The sequence below is a fragment of the Cellulosimicrobium sp. NPDC055967 genome (assembly GCF_042269845.1).
Taxonomy (GTDB): domain Bacteria; phylum Actinomycetota; class Actinomycetes; order Actinomycetales; family Cellulomonadaceae; genus Cellulosimicrobium.
The window spans coordinates 2,425-25,838 of the sequence record NZ_JBHJYJ010000023.1; the positions used below are offsets into that span (position 1 = coordinate 2,425).

The 23,414-nt window shown below is 75.3% G+C and carries 25 protein-coding genes; 13 read left to right on the forward strand and 12 right to left on the reverse strand.

Features of this window, described 5'->3' with window-relative positions; all coding sequences use genetic code 11:
• Positions 1-158: 158 nt before the first annotated feature.
• Positions 159-1,031 carry an ABC transporter permease subunit gene (locus ACFC2L_RS19275; RefSeq protein ID WP_375825960.1) on the reverse strand — a complete coding sequence of 291 codons (873 nt, stop codon included), beginning with the start codon at positions 1,029-1,031 and terminating at the stop codon, positions 159-161.
• Complete coding sequence (locus ACFC2L_RS19280) at positions 1,028-2,017, reverse strand: ABC transporter ATP-binding protein (protein WP_375825961.1); 990 nt, start codon at positions 2,015-2,017, stop codon at positions 1,028-1,030. The genes ACFC2L_RS19275 and ACFC2L_RS19280 overlap by 4 nt, the downstream gene beginning before the upstream one ends.
• 375 nt (positions 2,018-2,392) lie before the next feature.
• On the opposite strand from ACFC2L_RS19280, the gene ACFC2L_RS19285 reads away from it, so the two are divergent.
• Together ACFC2L_RS19285 and ACFC2L_RS19290 are read left to right on the forward strand one after the other, a co-directional pair.
• Positions 2,393-3,313, forward strand: coding sequence for a Bax inhibitor-1/YccA family protein (locus ACFC2L_RS19285; protein WP_375825962.1), 921 nt, complete (start codon positions 2,393-2,395; stop codon positions 3,311-3,313).
• A gap of 2 nt (positions 3,314-3,315) precedes the next feature.
• Complete coding sequence (locus ACFC2L_RS19290) at positions 3,316-3,834, forward strand: hypothetical protein (RefSeq protein WP_375825963.1); 519 nt, start codon at positions 3,316-3,318, stop codon at positions 3,832-3,834.
• Between the two features lie 82 nt (positions 3,835-3,916).
• Here the strand turns inward: ACFC2L_RS19290 and ACFC2L_RS19295 are convergent, their stop codons facing one another.
• On the reverse strand, positions 3,917-4,618 hold the full coding sequence (locus ACFC2L_RS19295; protein WP_375825964.1) for a DUF5701 family protein: 702 nt from the start codon (positions 4,616-4,618) through the stop codon (positions 3,917-3,919).
• 125 nt (positions 4,619-4,743) lie between these two features.
• Between ACFC2L_RS19295 and ACFC2L_RS19300 the strand changes: the two genes are divergently transcribed.
• Complete coding sequence (locus ACFC2L_RS19300) at positions 4,744-6,153, forward strand: cystathionine beta-synthase (protein WP_375825965.1); 1,410 nt, start codon at positions 4,744-4,746, stop codon at positions 6,151-6,153.
• 42 nt (positions 6,154-6,195) lie between these two features.
• Here ACFC2L_RS19300 and ACFC2L_RS19305 read toward each other — a convergent pair whose 3' ends face one another.
• From ACFC2L_RS19305 to ACFC2L_RS19315, 3 genes are read right to left on the reverse strand one after another with little or no spacing between them, the layout of a single operon-like run.
• Positions 6,196-6,708 (reverse strand): hypothetical protein, encoded by a 513-nt coding sequence (locus tag ACFC2L_RS19305; RefSeq protein ID WP_375825966.1) that lies wholly within the window; start codon positions 6,706-6,708, stop codon positions 6,196-6,198.
• Positions 6,709-6,739: 31 nt separating this feature from the next.
• On the reverse strand, positions 6,740-7,366 hold the full coding sequence (locus ACFC2L_RS19310) for a TetR-like C-terminal domain-containing protein (RefSeq protein ID WP_375825967.1): 627 nt from the start codon (positions 7,364-7,366) through the stop codon (positions 6,740-6,742).
• Entirely contained in the window at positions 7,359-8,246 is an 888-nt protein-coding gene (locus tag ACFC2L_RS19315) for an alpha/beta fold hydrolase (RefSeq protein WP_375825968.1), read from the reverse strand. The genes ACFC2L_RS19310 and ACFC2L_RS19315 overlap by 8 nt, the downstream gene beginning before the upstream one ends.
• A 137-nt stretch (positions 8,247-8,383) precedes the next feature.
• Between ACFC2L_RS19315 and ACFC2L_RS19320 the strand changes: the two genes are divergently transcribed.
• Positions 8,384-8,794: an FKBP-type peptidyl-prolyl cis-trans isomerase gene (locus tag ACFC2L_RS19320; RefSeq protein WP_375825969.1), complete on the forward strand. Its 411-nt coding sequence runs from the start codon at positions 8,384-8,386 to the stop codon at positions 8,792-8,794.
• A 65-nt stretch (positions 8,795-8,859) separates the two neighbouring features.
• Here the strand turns inward: ACFC2L_RS19320 and ACFC2L_RS19325 are convergent, their stop codons facing one another.
• Positions 8,860-10,086, reverse strand: a complete 1,227-nt coding sequence (locus ACFC2L_RS19325) for a class I SAM-dependent methyltransferase (RefSeq protein ID WP_375825970.1) — start codon at positions 10,084-10,086, stop codon at positions 8,860-8,862.
• Positions 10,087-10,227: 141 nt separating this feature from the next.
• Between ACFC2L_RS19325 and ACFC2L_RS19330 the strand changes: the two genes are divergently transcribed.
• Positions 10,228-11,622, forward strand: coding sequence for a DUF2252 domain-containing protein (locus ACFC2L_RS19330; protein WP_375825971.1), 1,395 nt, complete (start codon positions 10,228-10,230; stop codon positions 11,620-11,622).
• Between the two features lie 69 nt (positions 11,623-11,691).
• Positions 11,692-12,093 (forward strand): SelT/SelW/SelH family protein, encoded by a 402-nt coding sequence (locus tag ACFC2L_RS19335; protein WP_375825972.1) that lies wholly within the window; start codon positions 11,692-11,694, stop codon positions 12,091-12,093.
• 4 nt (positions 12,094-12,097) lie between these two features.
• On the opposite strand, the gene ACFC2L_RS19340 is transcribed toward ACFC2L_RS19335, so the two are convergent.
• A complete protein-coding gene (locus ACFC2L_RS19340; protein ID WP_047232055.1) occupies positions 12,098-12,478 on the reverse strand; it encodes a DUF5997 family protein in 381 nt (126 codons plus the stop codon).
• A gap of 90 nt (positions 12,479-12,568) precedes the next feature.
• Between ACFC2L_RS19340 and ACFC2L_RS19345 the strand changes: the two genes are divergently transcribed.
• The 4 genes from ACFC2L_RS19345 to ACFC2L_RS19360 all read left to right on the forward strand — a co-directional run bounded on the left by ACFC2L_RS19345 (position 12,569) and on the right by ACFC2L_RS19360 (position 15,648).
• Complete coding sequence (locus ACFC2L_RS19345) at positions 12,569-13,480, forward strand: LysR substrate-binding domain-containing protein (protein WP_375825973.1); 912 nt, start codon at positions 12,569-12,571, stop codon at positions 13,478-13,480.
• Positions 13,481-13,592: 112 nt separating this feature from the next.
• Positions 13,593-13,979, forward strand: coding sequence for an ArsR/SmtB family transcription factor (locus ACFC2L_RS19350; RefSeq protein WP_375825993.1), 387 nt, complete (start codon positions 13,593-13,595; stop codon positions 13,977-13,979).
• Positions 13,976-14,632 carry an SRPBCC family protein gene (locus tag ACFC2L_RS19355; RefSeq protein WP_375825974.1) on the forward strand — a complete coding sequence of 219 codons (657 nt, stop codon included), beginning with the start codon at positions 13,976-13,978 and terminating at the stop codon, positions 14,630-14,632. The genes ACFC2L_RS19350 and ACFC2L_RS19355 overlap by 4 nt, the downstream gene beginning before the upstream one ends.
• Before the next feature lie 164 nt (positions 14,633-14,796).
• Complete coding sequence (locus ACFC2L_RS19360; RefSeq protein ID WP_375825975.1) at positions 14,797-15,648, forward strand: phosphatase PAP2 family protein; 852 nt, start codon at positions 14,797-14,799, stop codon at positions 15,646-15,648.
• Positions 15,649-15,669: 21 nt separating this feature from the next.
• Here ACFC2L_RS19360 and ACFC2L_RS19365 read toward each other — a convergent pair whose 3' ends face one another.
• From ACFC2L_RS19365 to ACFC2L_RS19380, 4 genes are all read right to left on the reverse strand, one after another.
• Positions 15,670-16,521, reverse strand: coding sequence for a type II CAAX prenyl endopeptidase Rce1 family protein (locus tag ACFC2L_RS19365; protein ID WP_375825976.1), 852 nt, complete (start codon positions 16,519-16,521; stop codon positions 15,670-15,672).
• Positions 16,522-16,575: 54 nt separating this feature from the next.
• The gene (locus ACFC2L_RS19370; RefSeq protein WP_375825977.1) at positions 16,576-17,412 is read right to left on the reverse strand and encodes an aldo/keto reductase; all 837 of its coding nucleotides are present in this window, start codon (positions 17,410-17,412) and stop codon (positions 16,576-16,578) included.
• Positions 17,413-17,545: 133 nt separating this feature from the next.
• Complete coding sequence (msrA, locus tag ACFC2L_RS19375) at positions 17,546-18,226, reverse strand: peptide-methionine (S)-S-oxide reductase MsrA (protein ID WP_375825978.1); 681 nt, start codon at positions 18,224-18,226, stop codon at positions 17,546-17,548.
• A gap of 146 nt (positions 18,227-18,372) precedes the next feature.
• Positions 18,373-19,167: an SDR family NAD(P)-dependent oxidoreductase gene (locus ACFC2L_RS19380; RefSeq protein ID WP_375825979.1), complete on the reverse strand. Its 795-nt coding sequence runs from the start codon at positions 19,165-19,167 to the stop codon at positions 18,373-18,375.
• Between the two features lie 193 nt (positions 19,168-19,360).
• On the opposite strand from ACFC2L_RS19380, the gene ACFC2L_RS19385 reads away from it, so the two are divergent.
• From ACFC2L_RS19385 to ilvA, 3 genes are all read left to right on the forward strand, one after another.
• Positions 19,361-20,602 carry a cystathionine gamma-synthase gene (locus ACFC2L_RS19385; RefSeq protein ID WP_375825980.1) on the forward strand — a complete coding sequence of 414 codons (1,242 nt, stop codon included), beginning with the start codon at positions 19,361-19,363 and terminating at the stop codon, positions 20,600-20,602.
• A 128-nt stretch (positions 20,603-20,730) separates the two neighbouring features.
• On the forward strand, positions 20,731-22,026 hold the full coding sequence (locus tag ACFC2L_RS19390; protein WP_375825981.1) for an AI-2E family transporter: 1,296 nt from the start codon (positions 20,731-20,733) through the stop codon (positions 22,024-22,026).
• On the forward strand, positions 22,023-23,288 hold the full coding sequence (gene ilvA / locus ACFC2L_RS19395) for a threonine ammonia-lyase (RefSeq protein ID WP_375825982.1): 1,266 nt from the start codon (positions 22,023-22,025) through the stop codon (positions 23,286-23,288). Before ACFC2L_RS19390 ends, ilvA begins: the two co-directional genes overlap by 4 nt.
• Positions 23,289-23,414 lie beyond the last annotated feature (126 nt).

Sequence of the window (23,414 nt, forward strand, 5' to 3'; positions counted from 1 at the left end):
CACCACGGGCGGCGCGGCGTGGGACGCCGAGGTGCTCGGCGGGGCGGGCGAGGGGCGCGCGGGCGGGGGGGGCGCGGGGGGCGCAACGCCCCGCCCCGGGGCGGGCGCCCGCGGCCCGGCGCGCGGGGCGGCCGTGGGCGGGGTGGTGGGCCGGGTGGTCACGCGTCCCGGCGCTTGAGCACGACCGCCGCGGCGACGGTGAGCGCCGCGGTCCACCCCACGAGCACGGCGTAGCCGGGCCACGGGTCGATCGCGTCGGGGGACGACATGCCGCCGCCGAGCACGACCTGCTCGCCCGCGGACGCGGGCAGCGAGTTCATGACCGTCTGGACCCAGTCGGCTCCCGTGACGCCCTGGACGATGCCCAGGACCATGGAGAGGACGAAGAACACCGCGACGAGCGTGAAGATCGCGCCGGCCGAGCTGCGGAGCAGGACACCGACAGCGACGGAGAACAGCGCGACGGCCGTGAGGTACAGCACGACGCCGATCAGGGCGCGCTGGTCGTCGGCGGACGAGAAGTCGACCGTCATGTCCTTGCCGGACAGGATGGGGTACGTCACGAGGTAGGACAGGCCGACCGCGACGGCGGTCGTGACCGCGGTGACGACCCCGACGACGATCATCTTCGCGGCGAGCGCGGGCGTGCGGCGCGGGACGGCGGAGAGCGTCGAGCGGATCATGCCGGTGGAGTACTCACCCGTGACGGTGAGCGCGCCGAGCACCGCGACGGCGAGCTGCGCGAACGAGTAGCCGACCGTGATGACCATGACGCCGACGCCGTCCGCAGCCCCCATCCCGGCCTCCTCGGCCGAGACGCCCGCCGAGTCCATCGACGACACGACGGCGGCGAACATGAGCGAGAAGCCCACCATCACGGCGACGGTGATGCCGAGCGTCCACCACGTGGAGCGCAGCGAGCGGAACTTGATCCACTCCGCGCGCAGCACGTGGCCGAACGTGAGGCGGTACGGGGACGTGCGGGACGCCGTCGGGCTGGTCGCGCCCGGGGCGAGGGTCGTGGCGCTCATCGCTGCGCTCCTTCGAGGGAGTCGGTGGTGGCCGGGGCGTCGGCAGGGGCACCCGTCGCACCGTGGCCGATGTGGATCTGCGCGGACTCGGTCTGGTACTCGACGGAGTCGGCCGTGAGGGCCATGTAGGCGTCCTCGAGCGTCGAGGTGACGGGCGTGAGCTCGTGCAGGACGAAGCCCTTCGCGGCGGCGAGCTCGCCGATCCCGGGCGCGTCCGCGCCGGTGACCACGAGCAGGCTCGGCTCGTCGCTCGTGACGGTCGCGCCGTCGCTCGTGAGGATCTCGGCGAGCTGCGTCGCGTGCGGCGTGCGGACGCGGACGGTGCGCTGCTGGGTGCCGTTGACGATGTCGCTCACCGGGGCGTCCGCGATGATGCGGCCCTTGCCGATGACGATGATGTGGTCGGCCGTGAGGGCGACCTCGCTCATGAGGTGGCTCGACAGGAAGACCGTGCGGCCCTCCGACGCGAGGTACCGGGCGAGGTTGCGCACCCACAGGACGCCCTCGGGGTCGAGGCCGTTGACCGGCTCGTCGAGGATGAGCGTCCTGGGGTCGCCGAGCAGCGCGGAGGCGATGCCGAGGCGCTGGCCCATGCCGAGCGAGAAGCCGCCGACGCGCTTCTTCGCGACCGACTGCAGGCCGGTCATGTCGATGACCTCGTCCACGCGCTTGGTCGGGATGCCGTGCGTCGTGGCCATCGCGAGGAGGTGGTTGTAGGCGGTGCGCCCGGTGTGGACGGCCTTCGCGTCGAGCAGCGCGCCCACCTCGGTGAGGGGGGAGCGGTGCTGCGCGTACGGGCGCCCGTTGACGGTGACGGTCCCCGCGGTCGGGCGGTCCAGACCCATGATCATGCGCATGGTCGTGGACTTGCCGGCGCCGTTGGGGCCGAGGAAGCCGGTGACGGTCCCGGGACGCACGGTGAACGAGATGCCGTCCACCGCGGTCTTGGGCCCGTACCGCTTGGTCAGGCCGCGTGCTTCGATCATGACTTCGCCCCTCCGAGGGTCGTTCGTCCGGGATGGTTCTGGTGCTCGCGGGCGGGGTCGCGCCGGTCTGGCCGGGGCCCTCTCCGCGAGGTACGTCTCGAGCCTAGGGACGTGCACGACGTCGGACAGCCCCCGTGCGACGTATCTTGCCCGGGGCATGGGCCGGGCGCCGTACACCGCGCGGCGTACGCGGCGCGTCGTCGGGTGGTCCGCTGGTCGGGACTTCGCCCCCGAGAGGCGAAAAACCGGCGGGAACAGTGGCCTCGGCTCGCACGTTCCCTAGGATGAACACAGGCCAGCGACACCCGACTCGAGGCGAGACGCCGATGACGAGGCCCGCTGAGAGGTAGTGGACGCCGCGACCAGGAGGAGCTCATGAGCAACCCCGTCTTCAACAACAGCGCGGTCTTCGGCGAGCCGAAGAACCGGCGCGGTGGGGCGGCCACGCAGGCCGGACCCGCCTACGGGACCCCGCCGCCGCAGGGGCAGGGCCCCGCGTACGGCACGCCGCCCGCGCAGCAGGGCGCGCAGTGGGGCGCGTACGGCGCCCAGACCGCCGACGCCGCGTCGCTCGACGCGATGTACAACGCGCCGTCGGCGACCACGGCGGACACCAAGCGCCTGACCTACGACGACGTCATCATGAAGACGGGCGGCCTGCTCGCCCTCCTCGTGGTCGTCGGGGCGGCGTCGTGGTACCTCACGCCGCAGATGCCGTTCCTGTACCTGATCGGTGCGATCGCCGGCCTCGTGCTCGGTCTGGTCAACGCGTTCCGGCGCAACCCGAGCCCGGCGCTCATCGTCGCCTACACCGTCGCCCAGGGCCTGTTCCTCGGTGGCATCAGCCTGGCGTTCGGCTCGATGACCGTCGGCAACGGCGGCAGCGTGACGGACATCGTCTTCCAGGCGGTCCTCGCGACCGTCGCGACGTTCGCCGCGGCGCTCTTCCTGTTCAAGTCCGGGAAGGTCCGCGTCACGCCCAAGTTCACGCGCTGGCTGCTCATCGCGATGGTCGGGTACCTCGCGTTCTCGCTCGTCAACGTCGTGCTCGTGCTGTTCGGCGTCCTCGACGGCTGGGGCATGCGTGGTGGCACGTGGGGCATCATCATCGGCCTCGTCGCGGTCGGCCTCGCCGCCGCGTCGCTCATCGTCGACTTCGACTCGATCAAGCGCGGCGTCGAGGCGGGCGTGCCCGCGAAGTTCGCGTGGTCGGCGGCGTTCGGCCTCATGGTCACGCTGATCTGGCTGTACCTCGAGTTCCTGCGCCTCTTCGCGATCCTGCAGAGCAGCGACTGACGGTGGCGCGCAGCACCCGTGAACCGGCACCCGCGGCGGACCTCCCGCCGCGGGTGCCGGTCTTTCTCGCCGGCCTTGTCGTCGCTGCGGCGGCGATGCTCGGCGTCCAGGTCCTCTACATGGTGGTCTCCGGCGCGCCGCCCGCGTGGCTCGCGTTCGTGGCCCTCCTCATCCTGCTCAGCGTGCCGACGGCGGGCGCCGCGGTGGCGTGGCTCGGCACCCGGATCACGCGCGACGCGTCCGAGCGCCGGGCCGCGCTGGTGTTCGCCGCGCTCGGCCTCGTCGCGGGCGCCCTGTGGGGCTCGATGCTCGCCGGCGGCCTCGCGCGGCAGCTCGCGGACGCGGGCGCGAGCGGCGGGGGAGCGCTCGTCGCGGGCGCGGCCGCCGTCGTCGGGGTCACCGCCGCGATCGGGGCCGGGCTGGGTCGCCTCACCGCGCGCGAGGCGTCCGACCGGCCGCTCCTCGTCGTCGTGCTCGGCGTCGTCGTGGTCCTCGTCGCCCTCCTGGGCTTCTTCGGCTGAGCCCGGATCGTTGTGGGCATGGAATGGGCCCGGTTCTCGACCGAGAACCGGGCCCATTCCATGCCCACACGCGCGGGCTGCGTCAGGCGGGGAGGCGGGTCGTCGTCGAAGCGAAGCCGAGCCAGGTGTGGCGGTTGCCGGCCCAGCACCAGCCGACCTTCGGGGCGCCGCGGCGCTCGCGCCCGTCGCGACCCGTGCCGTTCGAGATCCACAGCGCCGGGGTGCGGGCGTCGAGGCGGCCGTCGGGCTTGCGCAGGCGGGACCCGATGGTCATGTAGCAGAGGTTGCGCGTGAGGACGCTCGGGGCCTGGAGCGCCCAGTGGATGCCCTCGTGCAGCAGCATCGGCGTGCGGCCGCGGGCCGTGAGCTCGGGCAGCGCCTCGTCCGGCGACCAGTTCGCCAGGTCGTCGCCGCGGTCCGGGCCGGCCACGAGGTAGAGCGGGCCGTCGGGGACCTCGACGCCCTCGATCGGCACGAATCGGTCGACGTCCGTCATGTCGACGACGACGAAGCCCTCCTTCTCGCCGTCGCGCGCCGGCAGCCGCAGCAGCGGTGCGAGGGCCGACGGCGGCGCGAGCCGCGGATCGACGACGAGCAGCGAGCCGTCGGGCGCGGTCGCGGCGAGGCCGGCCGCGGCGGTGCGGAGCGCGTCGGCCGTCAGCCCGGCGATCTCGTGGACGCCGAGCGCGACGAGGCGCTCGGCCTGGGCGACGACGTCGGGCAGGTCGGGGAGCCCCGTCTCGGGCGCGGTCGGGTGCGGGGCGGCGGTGGTCGTCTCGGGCACAGGTCACCTCTCGGTCGGGGCGGTCGGAGGGCTCAACGCTGTACACCGTACGGAAATTCCCGCCGCCGTGGCGGCGAGGGGTCGCACGACGCACGCGCGCCCCACGGATCGGGGATGATCGGGGCATGAGATACGCAGAGCACGTGTCCGAGCTCGTCGGCGGTACCCCGCTCGTCCGGCTGTCCCGTGTCACCGAAGGCCTCAGCGCGACGATCCTCGCCAAGGTCGAGTACGGGAACCCCGGCGGCTCGGTGAAGGACCGCATCGCGCTGAAGATGGTCGAGGCCGCGGAGGCGTCGGGCGAGCTGGCCCCCGGCGGCACGATCGTCGAGCCCACGTCCGGCAACACCGGCGTCGGCCTCGCGCTCGTCGCGCAGCGCAAGGGGTACGACTGCGTGTTCGTGTGCCCCGACAAGGTGAGTCAGGACAAGCGGGACGTGCTGCGCGCGTACGGCGCGCGCGTCGTCGTGACGCCGACCGCCGTCGCGCCGGACCACCCGGACTCCTACTACTCCGTCTCCGACCGCCTCGTCCGCGAGATCCCGGGGGCGTGGAAGCCGAACCAGTACGCGAACCCGAACGGCCCGGCGTCGCACTACGAGTCCACCGGCCCGGAGGTCTGGGCGGACACCGACGGCCGCGTGACCCACTTCGTCGCGGGCGTCGGCACCGGCGGCACCATCACGGGTACCGGCCGCTACCTCAAGGACGTCTCCGCCGACCGCGCGGAGGCCGACGGCGGCCGCGTGCGCGTCGTGGGCGCCGACCCGGCGGGCTCGGTGTACTCGGGCGGCGACGGTCGGCCGTACCTCGTCGAGGGCGTGGGCGAGGACTTCTGGCCGGCCGCGTACGACCCGTCGGTCCCCGACGAGGTCATCGCCGTGACGGACGCCGACTCGTTCGCGATGACGCGGCGCCTCGCGCGCGAGGAGGGGCTGCTCGTCGGCGGGTCGTGCGGCATGGCGGTCGAGGCGACGCTGCGGCTCGCGCGCCGGCTCGAGGAGGAGGACCCGGAGGCCGCGGCGCGGGCGGTGATCGTGGTGCTCCTGCCCGACAGCGGGCGCGGCTACCTGTCGAAGATCTTCAACGACGCCTGGATGCGGTCGTACGGGTTCTTGCCCGACGAGGAGGGCGTGACCGCGGGCGACGTGCTGCGCGCCAAGGACGGCCGCCTGCCCGACCTCGTCCACACGCACCCGAGCGAGACCGTCCGCGACGCCATCGAGATCCTGCGCGAGTACGGCGTCTCCCAGATGCCCGTCGTGGGCGCCGAGCCGCCGGTGAAGAGCGGCGAGGTCGCAGGGTCGGTGAGCGAGCGCGAGCTGCTCGACGCCGTGTTCTCCGGACGCGCGTCCCTCGCCGACCGCGTGGACCAGCACATGGAGCCCCGGTTCCCGCTGATCGGCGCGGGCGAGGGCGTCGAGGCGGTGCGCGCCGCGCTGCACGGCGCCGACGCGCTGCTCGTCGTCGAGGACGGCGACCCGGTCGGCGTCCTCACGCGGCACGACCTCCTGGGGTTCGTCGCCGCGCGGTGAGCGGCGACCGCGGGACGGGCGTCGGTCGAGCGCCGGCGCCCGTCACCTGCGCTCGCCGCGGGCGACCGCGTGCCAGTAGGCGGCCACCTCGCTCGTCACCCTGACGACCCGGTCCCGACCAGGCGGCGCAGGCCAGAGCTGGAGGAGGTACGAGTCGGGCGCGGACTCGCCGTCGACCGGGCAGTCCATGGCCCTGCCGGCGTCCATCTCGCTCGCCACGTAGCGGGCGCGGTGCCACCCGAGGTGCGGTGCCGACACGGGCTCCCCGTCGTCGAACGACGCGATCAGCAGGTGCGGGGTGGTGAGCTCGACCGACGCCTCGACCACGTCCTGCCAGGCGTCGTCGAACGGCGGCTCCACCGGGTGCCACTCCACGCGCAAGGGGACCGCGCCGGTGTGGAGCCCGGTCGTCATCGCGAGGGCGTCGGTGGGCCCGTGCTCGAGCAGGCCGTTCTCCTGGCCCTCCCTGCTGAGCTCGGGCCAGTCGCCGTCCTCCTCCCGGAAGTGGACGAACCCGTAGTGGACGTCGATGTCGCGCGCGAAGAGCTCGATCACCGGCGCATCGTCGCGGGTGGCGCCCGCGACGTCAAGACGCGGGAGGGGCTCCGCGGAGCCCCTCGCCGCCCCGAGGCGTACCCAGCGCGGCCAGTCCCGCGAGGACGGCGGACACGTGGACCTCGAAGCTGTGGTCGAGGTCGTCCGGGAGCCGGAAGCCTCCACCGAGCTCGAGCGCGACGAATCCGTGCAGGCTCGCGCGCACGGACCGGATCGCGTCGATCGTGCGGTCCTCGGGGAGGGCGAAGCCGCGCAGCACCGCGCCGACGACCTGGACGCTGCGGCTCGCCGCCGCGGTGAGCGCGGCGTCGGCGGGGTCGTCGGGGTCGGGTGCCACCTGGACCGCGGCGTACCGGCCCGGGTGCGCGCGGGCGTAGCGCCGGGTCGCGTGCGCGAGGGCTGCGAGGGCGTCGGGCCCGGCGAGCCCGACCGTCGCGTCGGTGAGCGCCCGCGTGTAGTCCTCGACCGACACCACGGCGACCTCGCGCTGCAGCGCCGCGAGCGACCCGACGTGCTTGTAGAGGCTCGGCGTCGCGACGCCCGCCTGCACGGCGACCTTCGCGAGCGTGAGGTCGGCGAACCCGGTCGGGCCGCCCGCGTCGACCAGGTCGACGGCGATCCCCACGACCGCCGCGTGCGAGAGCCCCGCCCTAGCCACGGGTGCCCTCCGACCCCTCGCGGCGCGCGCCGGCAGGGCGCGCGGCGTCGTCCGGCAGGTCCGCGAGGAACGCGAGCGTCGCGGCCACGACCTCCTCGGGCGCCTGGAGCTGGGGGTAGTGGCCCACCTCGGGGAGGACGAGGGTCGTCGCGCCGAGCGACTCCTGCGCCCACGCGGCCTCGGCGGCAGGGTCGGCATAGTCGGGGTCGAGCGCGCCGAAGATCGCGAGCGCGGGCGCCTGGACCTGCGCGACGCGCGGCTCGACGACCCGGTGGTCGAGCTGGAGGGTCAGGTCGCGGAAGGAGCGCAGGCGCCCCGGCTCGGCGAGGCTGGCCCGGATCGCGGCCTGGTGGTCGGCGAGGCGCGCGGGCGTGCGGCCCCTGTTCAGCGACCCGTAGAACGACGCCCAGAACGCGGCGCCCCAGGGCCGCGCGAGCGCGAGGCGGTAGAGCACGCGCATCGCACGGAGCTTCGCGGGCGACGACGGCTCGCGCAGGAACCCGTCGAGGAGGACGAGGCCGCGCACGAGGTCGGGGCGCTCGGCCGCGGCGACCACGGCGGCCGACGCCGCCATGGAGCTCCCGAGCAGCACGGCGGGCCCGGCGTCCAGGTGCTCGACGAGCGCGACGTAGTCGGACGCGGTCGCCTCGTCGCCGTGGGTCGAGAACGTGGTGTCGCTGTCGCCGTGGCCGCGCAGGTCCACGACGACCACGCGGTAGCCCGCGGCCACGAGGTGCGGGGCGACGTCGTCGTAGGTCGCGCGCAGGTCGCCCATGCCGGGCGACGCGACGACGAGGGGCCCGGCGCCCTCGTCGGTGTAGGCGAGGCGCCCCTCGGCCCGGGCGAGGCGGTGCACGACGGACTGCTGGCTCGTGTTCATAGCCACGAGGCTAATGCCATTAGCCAGAGGTGGCAAGGGGCGTGCGACGGTCGCCCCGGTCGTGCTGGGGCGACCCCGCGTAAGGTGGGGAGACCCGCGCCCGCGCGGGCTTCCTGCACCCGACGAGAGGCAACCTCGTGACCGACCAGCCCACCCTCCCCGCGGCATCCGGATCCTTCGGCGAGAAGCCGACGCTCACCTTCCCGGAGACGGGCGCGCCCAGCGGCCTGCAGGTCGTCGTGCTCAGCGAGGGCGACGGCCCGGCCGTCACGTCGGGGCGCAACATCGTCGTGCACTACCTCGGCCAGACGTGGGGCGGGCACGTGTTCGACAACTCGTACGACCGCGGCGACACGATCGCGTTCCCGATCGGCGTCGGCGCCGTGATCGGCGGCTGGGACAAGGGCCTCGTCGGCCAGAACGTCGGCTCGCGCGTGCTGCTCTCGATCCCGCCGGAGCACGGCTACGGCCAGCGCGGCGTGCCGCAGGCCGGCATCGCGGGCACCGACACGCTCGTCTTCGTGGTGGACGTCGTCGACGTCCAGTGACACCTCCCCGCTGAGTGCGGGGTGCTCGTCGCCGCGGAGCCGTCCCGACGACGAGCACCCCGCACTCAGCGGCGCGTGGAGCGGGTCACGGTGAAGCGTGGGCCGCGCGCGACCTGGGTGGTCGGGCCGACCGCACGCTCCAGCGCCGGCCGGTAGCGCAGGTGCGCGTTCCACACGCACCACAGCTCGCCGCCCGGCCGCAGGACGCGGCCCGCCGTCGCGAACATGCGGTGCGCCGCGTCGGTGCGCAGGGCCGCCCCGTCGTGGAACGGCGGGTTGAGCAGCACGACGTCGGCGCTCGCGTCGGCCAGCGTCGCGCCCGCGTCGTCGCGCACCGTGCGCACGCGGCCGCCGACCCCGTTCTCCCGCGCCGTGAGCGCCGCCGACCGCACCGCCGCGTCGGAGCGGTCAGCGGCGACGACCCGCGCGTCCGGCCACCGCCGGGCCGCCCACGTGGCGAGCAGCCCCGTCCCGCAGCCGAGGTCGACGACGTCGCGCGGCCCCGCGCCCGACCCGCCGGGCGGCGATCCGGCCGGGCCCGCCGCGTCGAGCTGCTCGAGCAGGAACCGCGTGCCGAGGTCGAGGCCCGCCCCTGCGAAGGCCGCCCCGAACGCGACGACCCGCAGCCCGACGTCGGGCAGGTCGGCCGTCACGGGATAGGTGAGCCCGCCGCGCGCGGGGCGCGGCGACGACGCGACGAGCACGCGCGACTTCCCGCGCGCGAGGCTCGGGCGCACGTCGGCGAACGACTCGGCGAGCACGTCGTTCATCGCGCGGGTCATGTGCTTCACGCGGCCGCCCGCCAGCAGCACGACGCCCGGGTCGGCCTCGCGCGCGACGTGCTCCGCGACGTCGCGCAGCGCGGCGAGGCCGCGGGGCAGGCGCAGCAGCACGACGCGCGCCCCCGCGAGGAGCCCGGCCCCGAGGCCGTGGCGCGCGTACGCGTCGCCCAGGCCGAGCGCCGCCGCGTTCGCGTCGAGGGCCGCCTCCGCGGTGCGCGCGTCCTGGTGGACGCGCACCCTCGCATCTCGGGACGCCGGGCCCGCCTCGGTCGACGCCGTGGCGGCGAGCAGCGCGGCGCCCAGCGTGAGGGCCCCGTACCGGTCGTCGACGACCGCCAGGGCGCCCGGGCCGGCGCTCGCGAGCCACGGCGCGGCCTCGTCGCGCAGGAGGTCGAGCAGCAGGCGGTCCGCGGGGTCCACAGCGACCGGGGCGTCCTCGCGGGCCGGGCCGGCGTCGTCGGTGCGCAGGCGCGCGAGCAGCGCGGCGAGGTCGGGCGGGGAGGTCGTCACCGGTCCAGTCTCCCCGACGGCACGCCGTTCCCCGTCCCGGTCGCTCCCACGCCGTCGCTCCGCCGAACCTCACCCGGCGTCGCCGTGCCGTGCGCCGCCGCGAGCGCTACTGTGCGGTTCCCGGACAGCGAGGAGGCACCCGTGGACGTCCCGCGAACCCTGGCCGAGTCCCGCGCGGCGGGGCGCGCCCTGCGCGACCGGGTGCCGCGCCGCACGCAGGGGGCGCTGCTGCTCCCCGAGCGCGACCCGGTCGCCGTCATCGAGGAGCAGAACCGCGACCGGCTCCAGGAGCTCGTCCCGCTGCGCGTCGGGCGCATGCTCGAGTCGCCGTTCGCGTTCTACCGCGGCACGGCGGCCACGATGGCGCACGACCTGCGCGACGGACCGCGCACCGGCGCCCACGTCGTCGCGTGCGGCGACGCCCACGTCTCCAACTTCGGCCTCTTCGCGTCGCCCGAGCGGCGGCTCGTGTTCGACCTCAACGACTTCGACGAGGCGAGCGACGCCCCGTGGGAGTGGGACGTCAAGCGGCTCGCGGCGAGCATGTACGTCGGTGGCCGCGACAAGGGGATGTCCGAGGCCGAGTGCGGCGAGGCCGCGCAGCAGGCGGTGCGCGGGTACCGGGAGGCGCTCGCCGACCTGTTCGCGCGCAGCGCCCTCGAGCGGTTCGCGTTCCAGGTCGAGACGGACGCGATCGAGCCCCTGCTGCGCAAGGAGGGGCGCGAGGAGCTGCGCCGCACGGTGAAGAAGGCGCGCAAGCGCACCTCGGAGCAGGTGGTGCAGAAGATCACGACGCGCAGCACCGACGGCCGCCCGCGGATCGTCGACCAGCCGCCCGTGACCCAGCACGTCGACCGCGTGTCGGTCGAGGAGCTGACGGTGCTCTTCCGGCAGTACCGCGAGCCCCTGCGGGCGGACGTCCGGCTCCTGCTCGGCCAGTTCGAGCTCGTCGACTTCGTGCTGCGCGTCGTCGGGGTCGGCAGCGTCGGGACCCGCTGCTACATCCTGCTGTTCGAGGGGCCCGAGGGCGAGGCGCTCGTCCTGCAGGCGAAGGAGGCCGAGACGTCCGTCCTCTCGCGGTACGGCGGGATGCCCGACGCGCTGCCGTCCGGCCTCGTTGCGGCCGGGGCGCTCCCGGCGCAGGGTCGTCGTGTGGTGACGTCCCAGCGCATCCTGCAGGCGCACTCGGACCCGTTCCTGGGCTGGATCACCATCGAGGCGCCGGAACGCACGGGCCGCCCGCGCGTGGACTTCTTCTTCCGGCAGTTCCGCGACATGAAGGGTTCGGTGGAGCTCGACCGGCTCGCCCCGGCGCAGTTCGTGCGGTACGGCGAGCTCTGCGGGCGCGTGCTCGCCCGGGCGCACAGCCAGTCGCCCGGTGCGCGGGTCGCCCACGGCTACCTCGGGCGCTCCGACGCCTTCGACCAGGCCATCGCGCGCTGGTCGCGCGCGTACGCGGACGTCGTGGAGGGGGATTACGCCGCGCTCGAGGCCGCCGTCGCGAGCGGACGGGTCCCGGCCGAGCGCGGGACGTGAGCCGAGGCGGGGCCGGCGTGCGCGCCCGCCCGGCCCGGCGCCGCGACCACCGACCGTAGGCTGGGCGCCATGTCGCACGACACCGAGCCCACGGGCCCCGAGGCAGCCGCCCCCGCCGAGGTGCCGACCGTCGTCCCGCGCGGGACGGCACGCGTGGCGGTGGAGTACTGCACGCAGTGCCGGTGGCTCCTGCGCGCGGCGTGGGTCGCCCAGGAGCTGCTCCAGACGTTCCGCACGCGGCTCGGCGAGGTCGCCCTGGTGCCGGGGACGGACGGCGTCTTCCGCGTCACGCTCGACGCCGGCGACGGGCCCGTGCTCCTCTGGGACCGCAAGGCCGACGGCGGGTTCCCCGAGATCCCGGACCTCAAGCGGCGCGTGCGCGACGCCGTCGCGCCGGACCTCGCGCTCGGGCACACCGACCGGGCCGCCGCCCGGTCAGGGGCCGGGGGCGAGGCGCCGCCGGAGGGCTGAGGGCTCAGCCCTTCTTGGCGCGGGCGGCGGCGAGCCGCTCCTCCTCGGCGCGGACCTTCTTCTGCACCTCGCGCTCGGTCGCGAGCCACGCGGGCGGGTCCTGGCGCAGCGCGTCGATCTCCTCCGTCGTCAGCGGCTCGGTGAGGCCGCCGCGCGTGAGGCCCGAGATGGAGACGCCGAGCCGTCCCGCGACGACGGGGCGCGGGTGGGGGCCGTTGCGGCGCAGGTCGGCGAGCCACTCCGGCGGGTTCTTCTCGAGCTCCTCGAGCTGGGCCCGCGTGATCGTGCCCTCCTGGAACTCCGGCGGCGTGGCGGGCAGGTACACCCCGAGCTTCTTCGCCGCGGTGGCGGGCTTCATGGTCTGCGCGGACTGCTTGGGGGTCATGGGCTCCAGGGTAGTCGGCCGGTCGGGCATCGGCGGCCCGCGTCCTGGCGCCGACGGGAGCGCGTCCGGCGGCGCGCCTAGGCTGGTCGGGTGGACGACGACGCGGGCACGGCCCCCGAGGTGACGAACGGCGCGACCCCCGACGACGGCGGTGCGGCGCGGCGGTTCCGGCTCGCGTACGTGCCGGGCGCGACGCCGGCGAAGTGGGTGCGCACGTGGCGCGAGCGCCTCGCGGACGTCCCGCTCGACCTCGTGGCCGTCGAGGCGCGCGACGCCGAGCGCGCGCTGCGCGACGACGAGGCGGACGCCGCGATCCTCCGCCTGCCGGTCGACCGCGACGTGCTCAGCGCGATCCGGCTCTACGAGGAGACGCCGGTCGTGCTCGTCTCGCGCGACCACCTGCTCGCCGCGCTCGAGCCCGACGAGCCCGTCGCCCTCGCCGACCTCGCCGACGACGTGCTGCTGCGAGCGCTCGACGACGTCGTGCCCTGGGCCGGCGAGCCCGGCGCCGCCGACGACGCCCCGACGCCCCCGGGCACGCCGGCCGTCGAGCGTCCGGCGACGACGGGCGACGCCGTCGTGCTCGTCGCGGCGAACGTGGGGGTGGCGGTCGTGCCGCAGTCGCTCGCGCGGCTGCACCACCGCAAGGACGTGACGTACCGGCGCCTCGACGACGCGCCGACCGCCCCGGTCGCGCTCGCGTGGGTCGCGGACCGGGACGACGAGCTGGTCGAGGAGATGGTCGGGATCGTGCGGGGTCGCACGGTCAACAGCTCGCGCGGCCGTCGCGCGGAGGCGGCCCCGGCGGAGCCCGAGGCGCCGCGCGGCGCGGGCCGCGGCGGGACCGGTGGGCAGGACGGTCGTGAGGGCGGGCGCGGCGGGTCGGCGCGCGGGGGAGCGCGCGGCGGGTCGGCGCGCGGGCGTCCCGGCGGGGGGAAGCAGGGCCGCGGCGGCGGCCAGAAGGGGCGGGACTCCCGCGGGCGGGGCGGGAAGCGCCGGTGAGGACCGGCCCGGGGCCGACGTGACCGGGACGCCCGGAGCGCGTTCGCACGCTGCGACGGGCGAGCCTGGATCACCCTTGACTTATATAAGCGACGAGTGAAACATGGGTCCCGTGGAAGCGTTCGACGTCCTCGGCGACCCGGTCCGGCGCCGGATCCTCGAGCACCTCGCCCGGGGCGAGCAGCCGGCGGGGGAGCTCGCCGCGCTCGTGGGCGAGGAGTTCGGGATCAGCCAGCCGGCCGTGTCCCAGCACCTCAGGGTGCTGCGGACGAGCGGCTTCGCCACCGTGCGGCCCGAGGGGACCCGGCGGCTCTACGCGCTCGACCCCGCGGCGCTCGACGAGGTCGAGGACTGGGCCGCGAGCCTGCGCCGGTTCTGGGAGCAGCGGCTCGACGCGCTCGGCACCGAGCTCGCTCGCGGTGCGCGCGAGCGGCGCCGCGCCGCGGATGCCGACGAGGACGCCGGACGCCCGACCGACACCACCAGGAGGACAGCATGAAGGACTTCATCGCCGAGCTCGAGGCCGCACGACGCTCCGTCGGGACGGGGACGCTCCCCGCGGGCGAGGCCCGCGTCCTGACGATCGAGCGGACCTACCCGGCCGACGTCGAGGACGTGTGGGACGCCGTCACCGACCCCGAGCGCATCCCGCGCTGGTTCCTGCCCGTCACGGGCGACTTCCGCGTCGGCGGCACGTACCAGGTCGAGGGCAACGCGGGCGGCGAGATCCGCGCGTGCGACGCGCCGACCCTCCTCCGGCTCACCTGGGTCATGGGCCCGCCGACGCCGGAGGACTCCTCCGTCGTCGAGCTCCGCCTCGCGCCCGCACCCGACGGGGGCACGACCCTCACGCTCGAGCACACCGCCGTCGTGCCGCCGGAGATGTGGGACGTGTACGGCCCGGGCGCCGTCGGCGTCGGCTGGGACGGCGCGCTGCTGGGCCTCGCGCTGCACCTCGACGGCGCCGGGCCGCTCGACCCCGAGGAGGTCCTCGCGAGCCCCGAGCTACGGGTGTTCAACACCGCGAGCAGCGAGGCGTGGGGGGCGGCGCTCGCGGCCGCGGACGGGCTGGGCGCGGACGAGGTCGCCGCGCGCGTCGCCGCCACGACGGCGTTCTACGTCCCCGCGGACGACGCCCCCGAGCCGAGCTGAACCGCGTCGCACGCGCGCGTGGCCGCTCGTGACCGTGCCTCACGCGCGTGCGGTCGCGTCTCGGCGTCGTCGCGCGAGTGTCCGGCCTCGGGGGGAGGGACGACGGCGGACATCCCCCGTGGGGCGGATGTTCACCCGCCGTTCACCCGGCTTACCCTCGTGCGATGACCCCGCCCGATTCGTCCCGTGCGTCGACCCTGCTCGACCGTCCCGCCGCGTCCCTCGGCACCCCGCTCGACGCGGTGCCCGGCGCGACCCCGCGCCTGTTGCCGGAGCCGCCCGCGGACGCGTCGTCCCGGGCTGCGGGCCAGGTGCTCGTCGCGGTGTCGTGGCTCGTCGGGGCGGCGCTCGTGGTGCTGGTCGCGCGGCTTCTGCGCGGGCCGAGCGAGGCGCTGTACCTCGCGATCACGGCGCGGACCGCCGATCTCCCGGGGTCCGAGCTCGTCGCGGAGGGCGGGGTCCTCGTCCTCCTCGGCCTGTGCGCGGTCGTCGCGTGGCGGTCGCGCCGTGCGGGGGCGTCCGCCGTCGCGACGACGCTCGTCGCCGGGGCGGGCGCCGTCGCCGCCTACGCGGCGAGCGAGGCCGTGAAGTCGCTCGTCCGCCAGCCGCGAGGGTGCTGGGAGCTCGTGGAGGTCGCGCACTGCCCGGCCGCGGGGGACTGGTCGTTCCCCAGCAACCACACCGCCATCGCGTTCGCCCTCGCGACGGCGGTCGTCCTCGCGGGTGCGCCCGCCGTGCGCGTCCCGGGCGCGGTGCCCGCGCGGCACGCCTACCGGTCTCCGCTGCGCGACGTCGCGCTGTGGGTCGTGCTGCCCGTGGCGCTCGCCGTCGCCGTCGCGTCCGCGCGGGTCGCCCAGGGCGTGCACTTCCCGCACGACGTCGTCGCGGGTGCGGCGGTCGGAGTGGCGGTCGTCGTCGCGACGGTGACGGTCCTCGCCGGCCCGGCGACGGTCGCGGTCACCGCCGCGTGCCGCGTGGACGGCGTCCGCCGCGTCCTGCTGGCGCGGCCGTCCTGACTCTGCCCACGGGCGGCGCCGTCAGCGCGGCGCGGTGACGAAGACGTCGAACAGCTCCGGGTGGTGGGCGTGCACGAGCACCGCGAACACCACGACGTCGAACAGCAGGTGCACCGCGACGACGTACGTGAGCGACTTGCTCCACGAGAAGATCCAGCCCTGGACCAGGGCGAACGGGACGGTGAGGAGCGGGCCCCACTCGCGGTACCCGAGCTCCCACAGGAACGACACGAAGACCGCCGCCTGCAGCACGTTCGCCGTCCACAGGCCGAAGTGCTCGCGGTACAGCGCGAACACGACGCACACGAAGAACAGCTCGTCCCAGATCCCCACCGCGTTGACGCCGACGAACAACCGCGCGATCTCCTGCCCGCCCGTGATCTCCGGCCAGTTGAGGTACGCGCCCGACCCGATGAAGTAGAACGGCAGGATCAGGTACCCGGCCGCGACGACCACGACGAGGTAGACGATCTGCCCCCGCGTCCAGCGCCGCCCGGTCGCGACGGGGAACCGGATCGCGTGCTCGCGGAACGCGAACCGCGAGAGCGCCCACGGGACCAGCACGGCGAGGGACAGCACGACGGCGAATCGCACCATCCCGGCGTCCGACAGGTCGGCCTCGAGCGAGATCGTCGAGATGATCGCCATGCCGGTGCCGACCAGCGCGAGGTCGCGCCCGAGGCGGCGGTCCACGGCGAGCCCGAGCGCCACGCCGAGCACGAGCGGCACGTACCCGAGCGGGCGCACGTGCACCGCGAACAGCAGCACCGCGGAGCCGGAGACGAGCACCGCGGCGAGCAGCCGCAGCGGCGAGCCGACCGCCCAGGGCGGTCGGGCGGCGTCGGGTACCGGGGCGAGGGCGGGGGACGTCACCCGCACACGGTGCCACGACCGGCGGTGCGCGGCACGTGCCGCGCGCCGGGGAGGTCAGAGCTCCTCGTACACCGCCGGGTCCTGGTCGTTCGTGCGCCCGTCGGGCCGGGCGAGGCCCGTGAGCGCGTTCATCTCCGGGGTCGTGAGCTCGAAGGAGAACACGTCGAGGTTCTCGCGCTGGCGGTCGGGCGACGACGCCTTGGGCAGCGGCACGACGCCGAGCTGCACGTGCCAGCGCAGGATCGCCTGGACGGGGGAGACGCCGTGGGCCGCGGCGACCGCGGTGACGACCGGGTCGCGCAGCAGGTCGCTCGCGCGGCCGATCGGGCTCCACGCCTCGGTGAGGACCCCGCGCTCGGCGTCGGCGGCTCGCTGCGCGGCCTGCGGGAAGTACGGGTGCAGCTCGACCTGGTTCACGAGCGGCGTGACGCCCGTCGCCGCGACCACCGCGTCGAGGTGGTCGGGCAGGAAGTTCGAGACGCCCACGTGACGGACCAGCCCGCGCTCGCGGCACTCGACGAGCGCCTCGTACGCCTCGACGTACCGCCCGACGCGCGGGTTCGGCCAGTGGATCAGGTACAGGTCGATCCGGTCGAGACCGGTGCGGAACAGCGACTCCTCGACGGTGCGGACGGCGTCGTCGTGGGCCTGGTGGCGGCCGGGGAGCTTGGACGTGACGATCACGTCGTCGCGCGGGACGTCCGCACGCCGGACCGCCGCGCCGACCGCGCCCTCGTTCTCGTAGCTGAACGCCGAGTCGACCAACCGGTAGCCCGCGTCGATCGCGCGGGTGATCGAGTCGGCCCCCTCCTCACCGTTGAGGCGGTAGGTGCCGAACCCGATCGCGGGGATCGTCGTGCCGTCCTGGGCGCGGAGGGTGGGGATCGTCATGGGCCTATCCTGCGTCGGGCCGGGCGCGGCACGCACCCCGGCGGGACCGGGCGCCAGGGACCCTCGGGCGAGATGCGAGAAGTGGCCCCGATCCACGAGGGATCAGGGGCCACGACTCACCTCTCGGCGGGCGCTACGCGGCGCTCGGGAACCGGACGCCCGTGGTCGCGTGGCAGCGGTAGCCGTTCGGGTTCTTGGCGGGGCTCAAGTACTGCTGGTGGTAGTCCTCGGCGTAGTAGAACGGGCCGGCCTCGGCCGCGGGGCGCATCTCGGTCGTGACCGGGTCGTAGCCCTTGGCCTCGAGCACCGCGGAGTAGCGCGCCGCGGTGTCGCGGACCGCCTGCTCCTGCTCCGGCGTCGTCCAGTACACGGCGGAGCGGTACTGCGTGCCGACGTCGTTGCCCTGGCGGTAGCCCTGCGTCGGGTCGTGACGCTCCCAGAAGATCTTGAGGAGCTCCTCCTCGGAGACCTTCGTGGGGTCGTACGCGACGAGCGCCGTCTCGGTGTGGCCCGTGCGCGCGGTGCACGCCTCCTCGTAGGTGGGGTTCGGCGTCGTGCCGCCCATGTACCCGACGGCGGTGCTCACCACCCCCGGGACCTGCCAGAAGATCTCCTCGGCGCCCCAGAAGCAGCCCATCGCGAGGTACAGCACGCGCGTGCCCTCGGGCCACGGGCCGGTGATGGACGTGCCGAGCACGGTGTGGGGACGCGGTGCCTGCAGCACGGGCGACTGGCGCCCGGGCAGCGCGTCCTCGGGGGCGATCATCGTCGTCTTGCCGGACGAGCCGAAGATCGCGTCGAAGATCGAGTTCATCGCTTACCTCCTGAAGTACCCGGACGACCGGGGCGCTGGCCCACGACGCATCGTCCTGGCACGGGGTAGAACGCCGCACGGGCGGCGGGTGTTCCGGGTCGGCGCCGGAGCCCGACGAGCCCGGACGGGCGCACCGCCCGAGCCTCTCACGGGACGATCGAGTCGATGTACCCGCCGTCGACGCGCACGGCCGCACCCGTCGTCGCCGACGCCAGCGGCGACGCGAGATAGGCGACCAGGTGCGCGATCTCCTCCGGCTCGATGAGGCGCTGCAGCAGCGACTGCGGGCGGTGCTCGCGCATGAACACGCGCTGCGCCTCGTCCCAGGGCAGGTCGTCGCCGACGAGCTCGCGCGCGAACGCCTCGACCCCGCCCGTGTGCGTGGGGCCGGCGAGCACGCTGTTGACCGTGACGCCCGTGCCCGCCGCCGCCTTGGCGAACCCGCGCGAGACGCCGAGCAGCGCCGTCTTGCTCACGCCGTAGTGGATCATCTCCGCCGGGATCACGACCGCCGAGTCGCTGCCGACGAACTGCACGCGGCCCCACCCGCGCTCGATCATCCCCGGCAGGTAGGCGCGCGTGAGCCGCACGCCCGCGAGGACGTTCACCTCGAAGTAGCGGCGCCACGTGGCGTCGTCGATCGCGAGCGGGTCCTCGCTCGAGAAGATGCCGAGGTTGTTCACCAGGACGTCGACGTGCGGCACGGCGTCGAGCACCGCCGCCGCGCCCGCGTCGGTCGCGAGGTCCGCGGCCACGCCGAGCACGTCGGCACCGGGCACGTGCTCGCGGACGTCGTCGGCAGCCCGCTGCGACGTCTCCTCCGAGCGCCCGTTGACCACGACCGCCGCCCCGCACTCCGCGAGGGCGCGCGCGATCGCGAGCCCGATGCCCTGTGCCGAGCCGGTGACGAGCGCCCTCCTTCCCTCCAGGTCGATCCGCATCCGTGCGCTCCCTCCGCGTCGCCGGCGGCCCGCGCCGCCCTGCCTCCCACCGTGACCCGCGACCCCGCCGACCGCCACCGCGCGCCCGAGCAGGCGCTCCCGGCACGCCGAGCAGGCGGTCCTGGCTCGTCCGGGCAGCGGGACGGACCAGGACCACCTGCTCGGCGCCGGGGGTGCGCCGTAGGGTGGTCGGGTGACCACCTCGAGCGAGCACCCCGACTGGACCACCACCGGCTTCTCCACGCGTGCGATCCACGCGGGCCAGGACCCGGACGCGACGACCGGCGCCGTCGTGCCGCCCATCCACCAGGTCTCGACGTACAAGCAGGACGGCGTCGGGGGCCTGCGCGGCGGCTACGAGTACTCGCGCTCCGCGAACCCCACGCGCACCGCGCTCGAGGAGGCGCTCGCGGCCGCGGAGTCCGGCGGCCTGGGCCCGACGGCGGACGGGTCGCCCGCCGCGCGCGGGTACGCGTTCGCGTCCGGGCTGGCCGCGGAGGACACGCTGCTGCGCGCAGTCGTGCGCCCCGGCGACCACGTGATCGTGCCCGACGACGCGTACGGCGGCACGTACCGGCTCATCGCCCGGGTGTTCGGGCCGTGGGGCGTGGAGCACACGCCCGTCGACCTCACGGACGTCGAGGCGGTCCGGGCCGCGGTGCGCCCCGAGACGCGCGTCGTGTGGGTCGAGACGCCGACCAACCCCCTGCTCGGGGTCAGCGACATCCAGGCGCTCGCCGGCGTCGCGCACGACGCCGGGGCGCTGCTCGTCGTCGACAACACCTTCGCGACCCCCTACCTCCAGCAGCCGCTCGCGCTGGGGGCGGACGTCGTCGTGCACTCGACCACGAAGTACGTCGGCGGGCACAGCGACGTCGTCGGGGGAGCGCTCGTCGTCGCGACGGGCGCGCAGCTGCCGGGCGGGCTCGCGTCGCCCGCGGGCGGGAGGGACGTCGCCGGCGCGGTCGGGTTCCACCAGAACGCGTCCGGCGCCGTCGCCGGGCCGTTCGACGCATGGCTCACGCTGCGCGGGCTCAAGACGCTCGCGGTGCGCATGGACCGCCACCAGGCGAACGCCGCCGCCGTCGCCGACTTCCTCGCCGCCCACCCCGCGGTCACCGAGGTGATCTACCCCGGCCTCGCGTCGCACCCCGGGCACGAGCTCGCGGCGCGCCAGATGAGCGGGTTCGGCGGCATGGTGTCGTTCCGCGCGGGCAGCGAGGCGAAGGCGCTCGACGTGTGCGCACGGACCCAGGTCTTCACGCTCGCGGAGTCGCTGGGCGGCGTCGAGTCGCTCATCGAGCACCCGGGCCGCATGACCCACGGCTCCGTCGCCGGGACGGCGCTCGAGGTCCCCGACGACCTCGTCCGCCTCTCCGTGGGCATCGAGGACGTCGAGGACCTCGTCGCGGACCTCACCCAGGCGCTCGGGTAGGCCCGGGCCGACCCGGCGGGCCGGGAGATCCTGCGCACACCAGGCGCGGTGGGGAGATCCTGCGCACACCGGGCGCGTCGCGGGTATTCAGCGCCGCGAGCGGAGGGGCGCTCACCTAGGGTGGCGCTGTGAGCGCGCAGACGGACCAGCACAGGACCCCCGACCCGCTTCCCCCGGGGCGCCCCGGCGCGGCGGCGGTGCCCGACTCGGTGCGCTCGGCCGCCGCCTGGTCGTGGCGGCTGCTGCTCATCGGCCTGACGATCGCGGCCGGCCTGTGGCTCGTCACGCAGCTCAAGGTGATCGTCGTCCCCATCGCGGTCGCGCTCCTGCTCACGGTGCTGCTCACGCCGGTCCAGCGCTTCTTCCGGCGCCACCTGCGGATGTCGCGCGGTCTCGCGTCCGGAGCGGCGCTCATCACGCTCATCGTCGTCGTCGCGGGGCTCGTGGCCATCGCGGGGCAGCAGATCGTCAGCGGCTTCCAGGACCTGCGCGACCAGGCCGTCGAGGGGTTCGAGCAGTTCACCGAGTGGCTCGCCGACGGCCCGCTCGGGCTCGACTCGACGACGATCTCGCACTGGCTCGACCAGGCCGGGACCGCGGTCTCGGAGAACCAGGACTCGATCGTCTCCGGCGCGCTGGGCGCGGCCACGACGATCGGCCACGTGGTCGCGGGCGCCCTCATCGCCCTCTTCTGCACGTTCTTCTTCCTGCTCGACGGGCGCACGATCTGGTCCTGGGTCGTCGGGCTGCTGCCCCTGCGCGCGCGCGACAACGTCCACCAGGCCGGACGCCGCGGCATCGTGACGCTCGCCGCGTACACGCGCACGCAGATCCTCGTCGCGGCCGTCGACGCGGTCGGCATCGGGATCGGCGCGGCGTTCTTCGTCCCGTCCCTCGCGCTGCCGCTCGGCATCCTCGTGTTCGTCGGGTCGTTCATCCCGATCGTCGGTGCCATCGTCACCGGGTCCATCGCGGTGCTCGTCGTGCTCGTCGCGCAGGGCTGGGTCCAGGCCCTGGTCATGCTCGGCATCGTGCTGCTCGTGCAGCAGATCGAGGGACACATCCTCCAGCCGTTCCTCATGGGCCACGCGGTCTCGCTGCACCCCGTCGCCGTGCTGCTCGTCGTCGCGGCGGGCAGCTTCGCCGCGGGGATCGTCGGCGCGCTGTTCGCCGTCCCGATCGCGGCGGTCCTCAACACCGTGGTGCTCTACCTGCACGGGCACGACAAGTTCCCCGAGCTCGGCACCGACGACCGGGTCGTGGTGCGGGGGAGCCCGCAACCGCCGGTCATCGCGCGCGCGGAGGCCGACCTCGAGGACGTGGGCGCGCGCCGTCGGACCCGCGCGGGCGCCGGCGAGGACTCCGCCGTCGTCGGACCGCAGGACGCCGGACCCGTGGAGGACGCGCCCGGGGAGGTGCGGTGACCTCCGGGCCGGTACCGGTCACGCTCGACGACGTCCGCGACGCCGCCCGCCTGCTCGACGGCGTCGCGTACCGCACCTCGGTCCAGACGACGCGCGCGATCAGCGAGGCCGCAGGCGTCCGCGTGCTGCTCAAGTGCGAGAACCTGCAGCGCGCCGGGTCGTTCAAGGTGCGCGGCGCCTTCGTGCGCATGGCACGCCTGAGCGCCGAGGAGAAGGCCCGCGGTGTCGTCGCGGCGAGCGCCGGCAACCACGCGCAGGGCGTCGCGTTCGCCGCCGGCCTGCTCGGCATCCGCGCCGTCGTGTACATGCCGGTGGACGCCGCGCTGCCCAAGGTCGCGGCGACGCGCCAGTACGGCGCCGAGGTCCGGCTCGTCGGGGCGGACGTGGACGAGACGCTCGCCGCCGCGCGCGCCGAGGCCGACCGCACGGGCGCCGTGTTCATCCACCCGTTCGACCACCCCGACGTCGTGGCCGGCCAGGCGACGATCGCGCTGGAGATCCTCGAGCAGGTGCCGGACGTCCGGACCGTCGTCGCGCCCCTCGGTGGCGGGGGGCTCGTCGCGGGGCTCGCCGCGGCGTTCGCGCAGGCGGCACCGCACGTGCGCGTGATCGGCGCGCAGGCGGAGCGCGCCGCCGCCTACCCGGGCTCGCTCGCGGCCGGGACGCCGACGACGGCGCGGCTCGCCGCGACGATGGCCGACGGCATCGCGGTCGGCACGCCCGGCGCGGTGCCGTTCGGGATCCTGGCGCAGCACGGCGTCGAGGTCCGCACGGTCACCGAGGAGGAGATCTCCCGGTCCCTGCTCATGGTCGCCGAGCGCGCGAAGCTGCTCGTCGAGCCCGCCGGGGCCACCGGCGTCGCGGCGCTCCTCTCGGGGACGGCCGCGGTCGACGCGGGTGCGGCGGACCCGGTCGAGGGCCCGGTCGTCGTCGTGCTGTCCGGGGGGAACATCGACCCCCTCGTGCTGCTGCGGGTCGTGCGGCACGGCCTCGCCGCCGCCGGCCGGTACATCCAGCTCCAGGTGCTGCTCGACGACCGCCCCGGCGCCCTCGCGCGGATGCTCGAGGTCATCGCGACCACGCGCGGCAACATCATGCACATCGACCACGACCGCACCGACGTGGGCCTCGCGATCGGCGAGGCCTGGGTGCGCATGCAGGTCGAGACCAAGGGCCCGGAGCACTGCGACGAGCTCGTCGCGCACCTGCGCTCCGAGGGCTACCGCGTCGAGCGCAGCGACGGCGGCTCGCCCCGCCTCTGACGAGATGCGAGAAGTGGGGGCGGCCGGGGCGGGGGGGGGGGGGCGGGGGGCGGGGGGGGGGGGGCGGGGGGGGGCCGGGGGCCCGGCGGGGGGGCGGCGCGGCGCCGGGGGGCGGGGGGGGGCCCC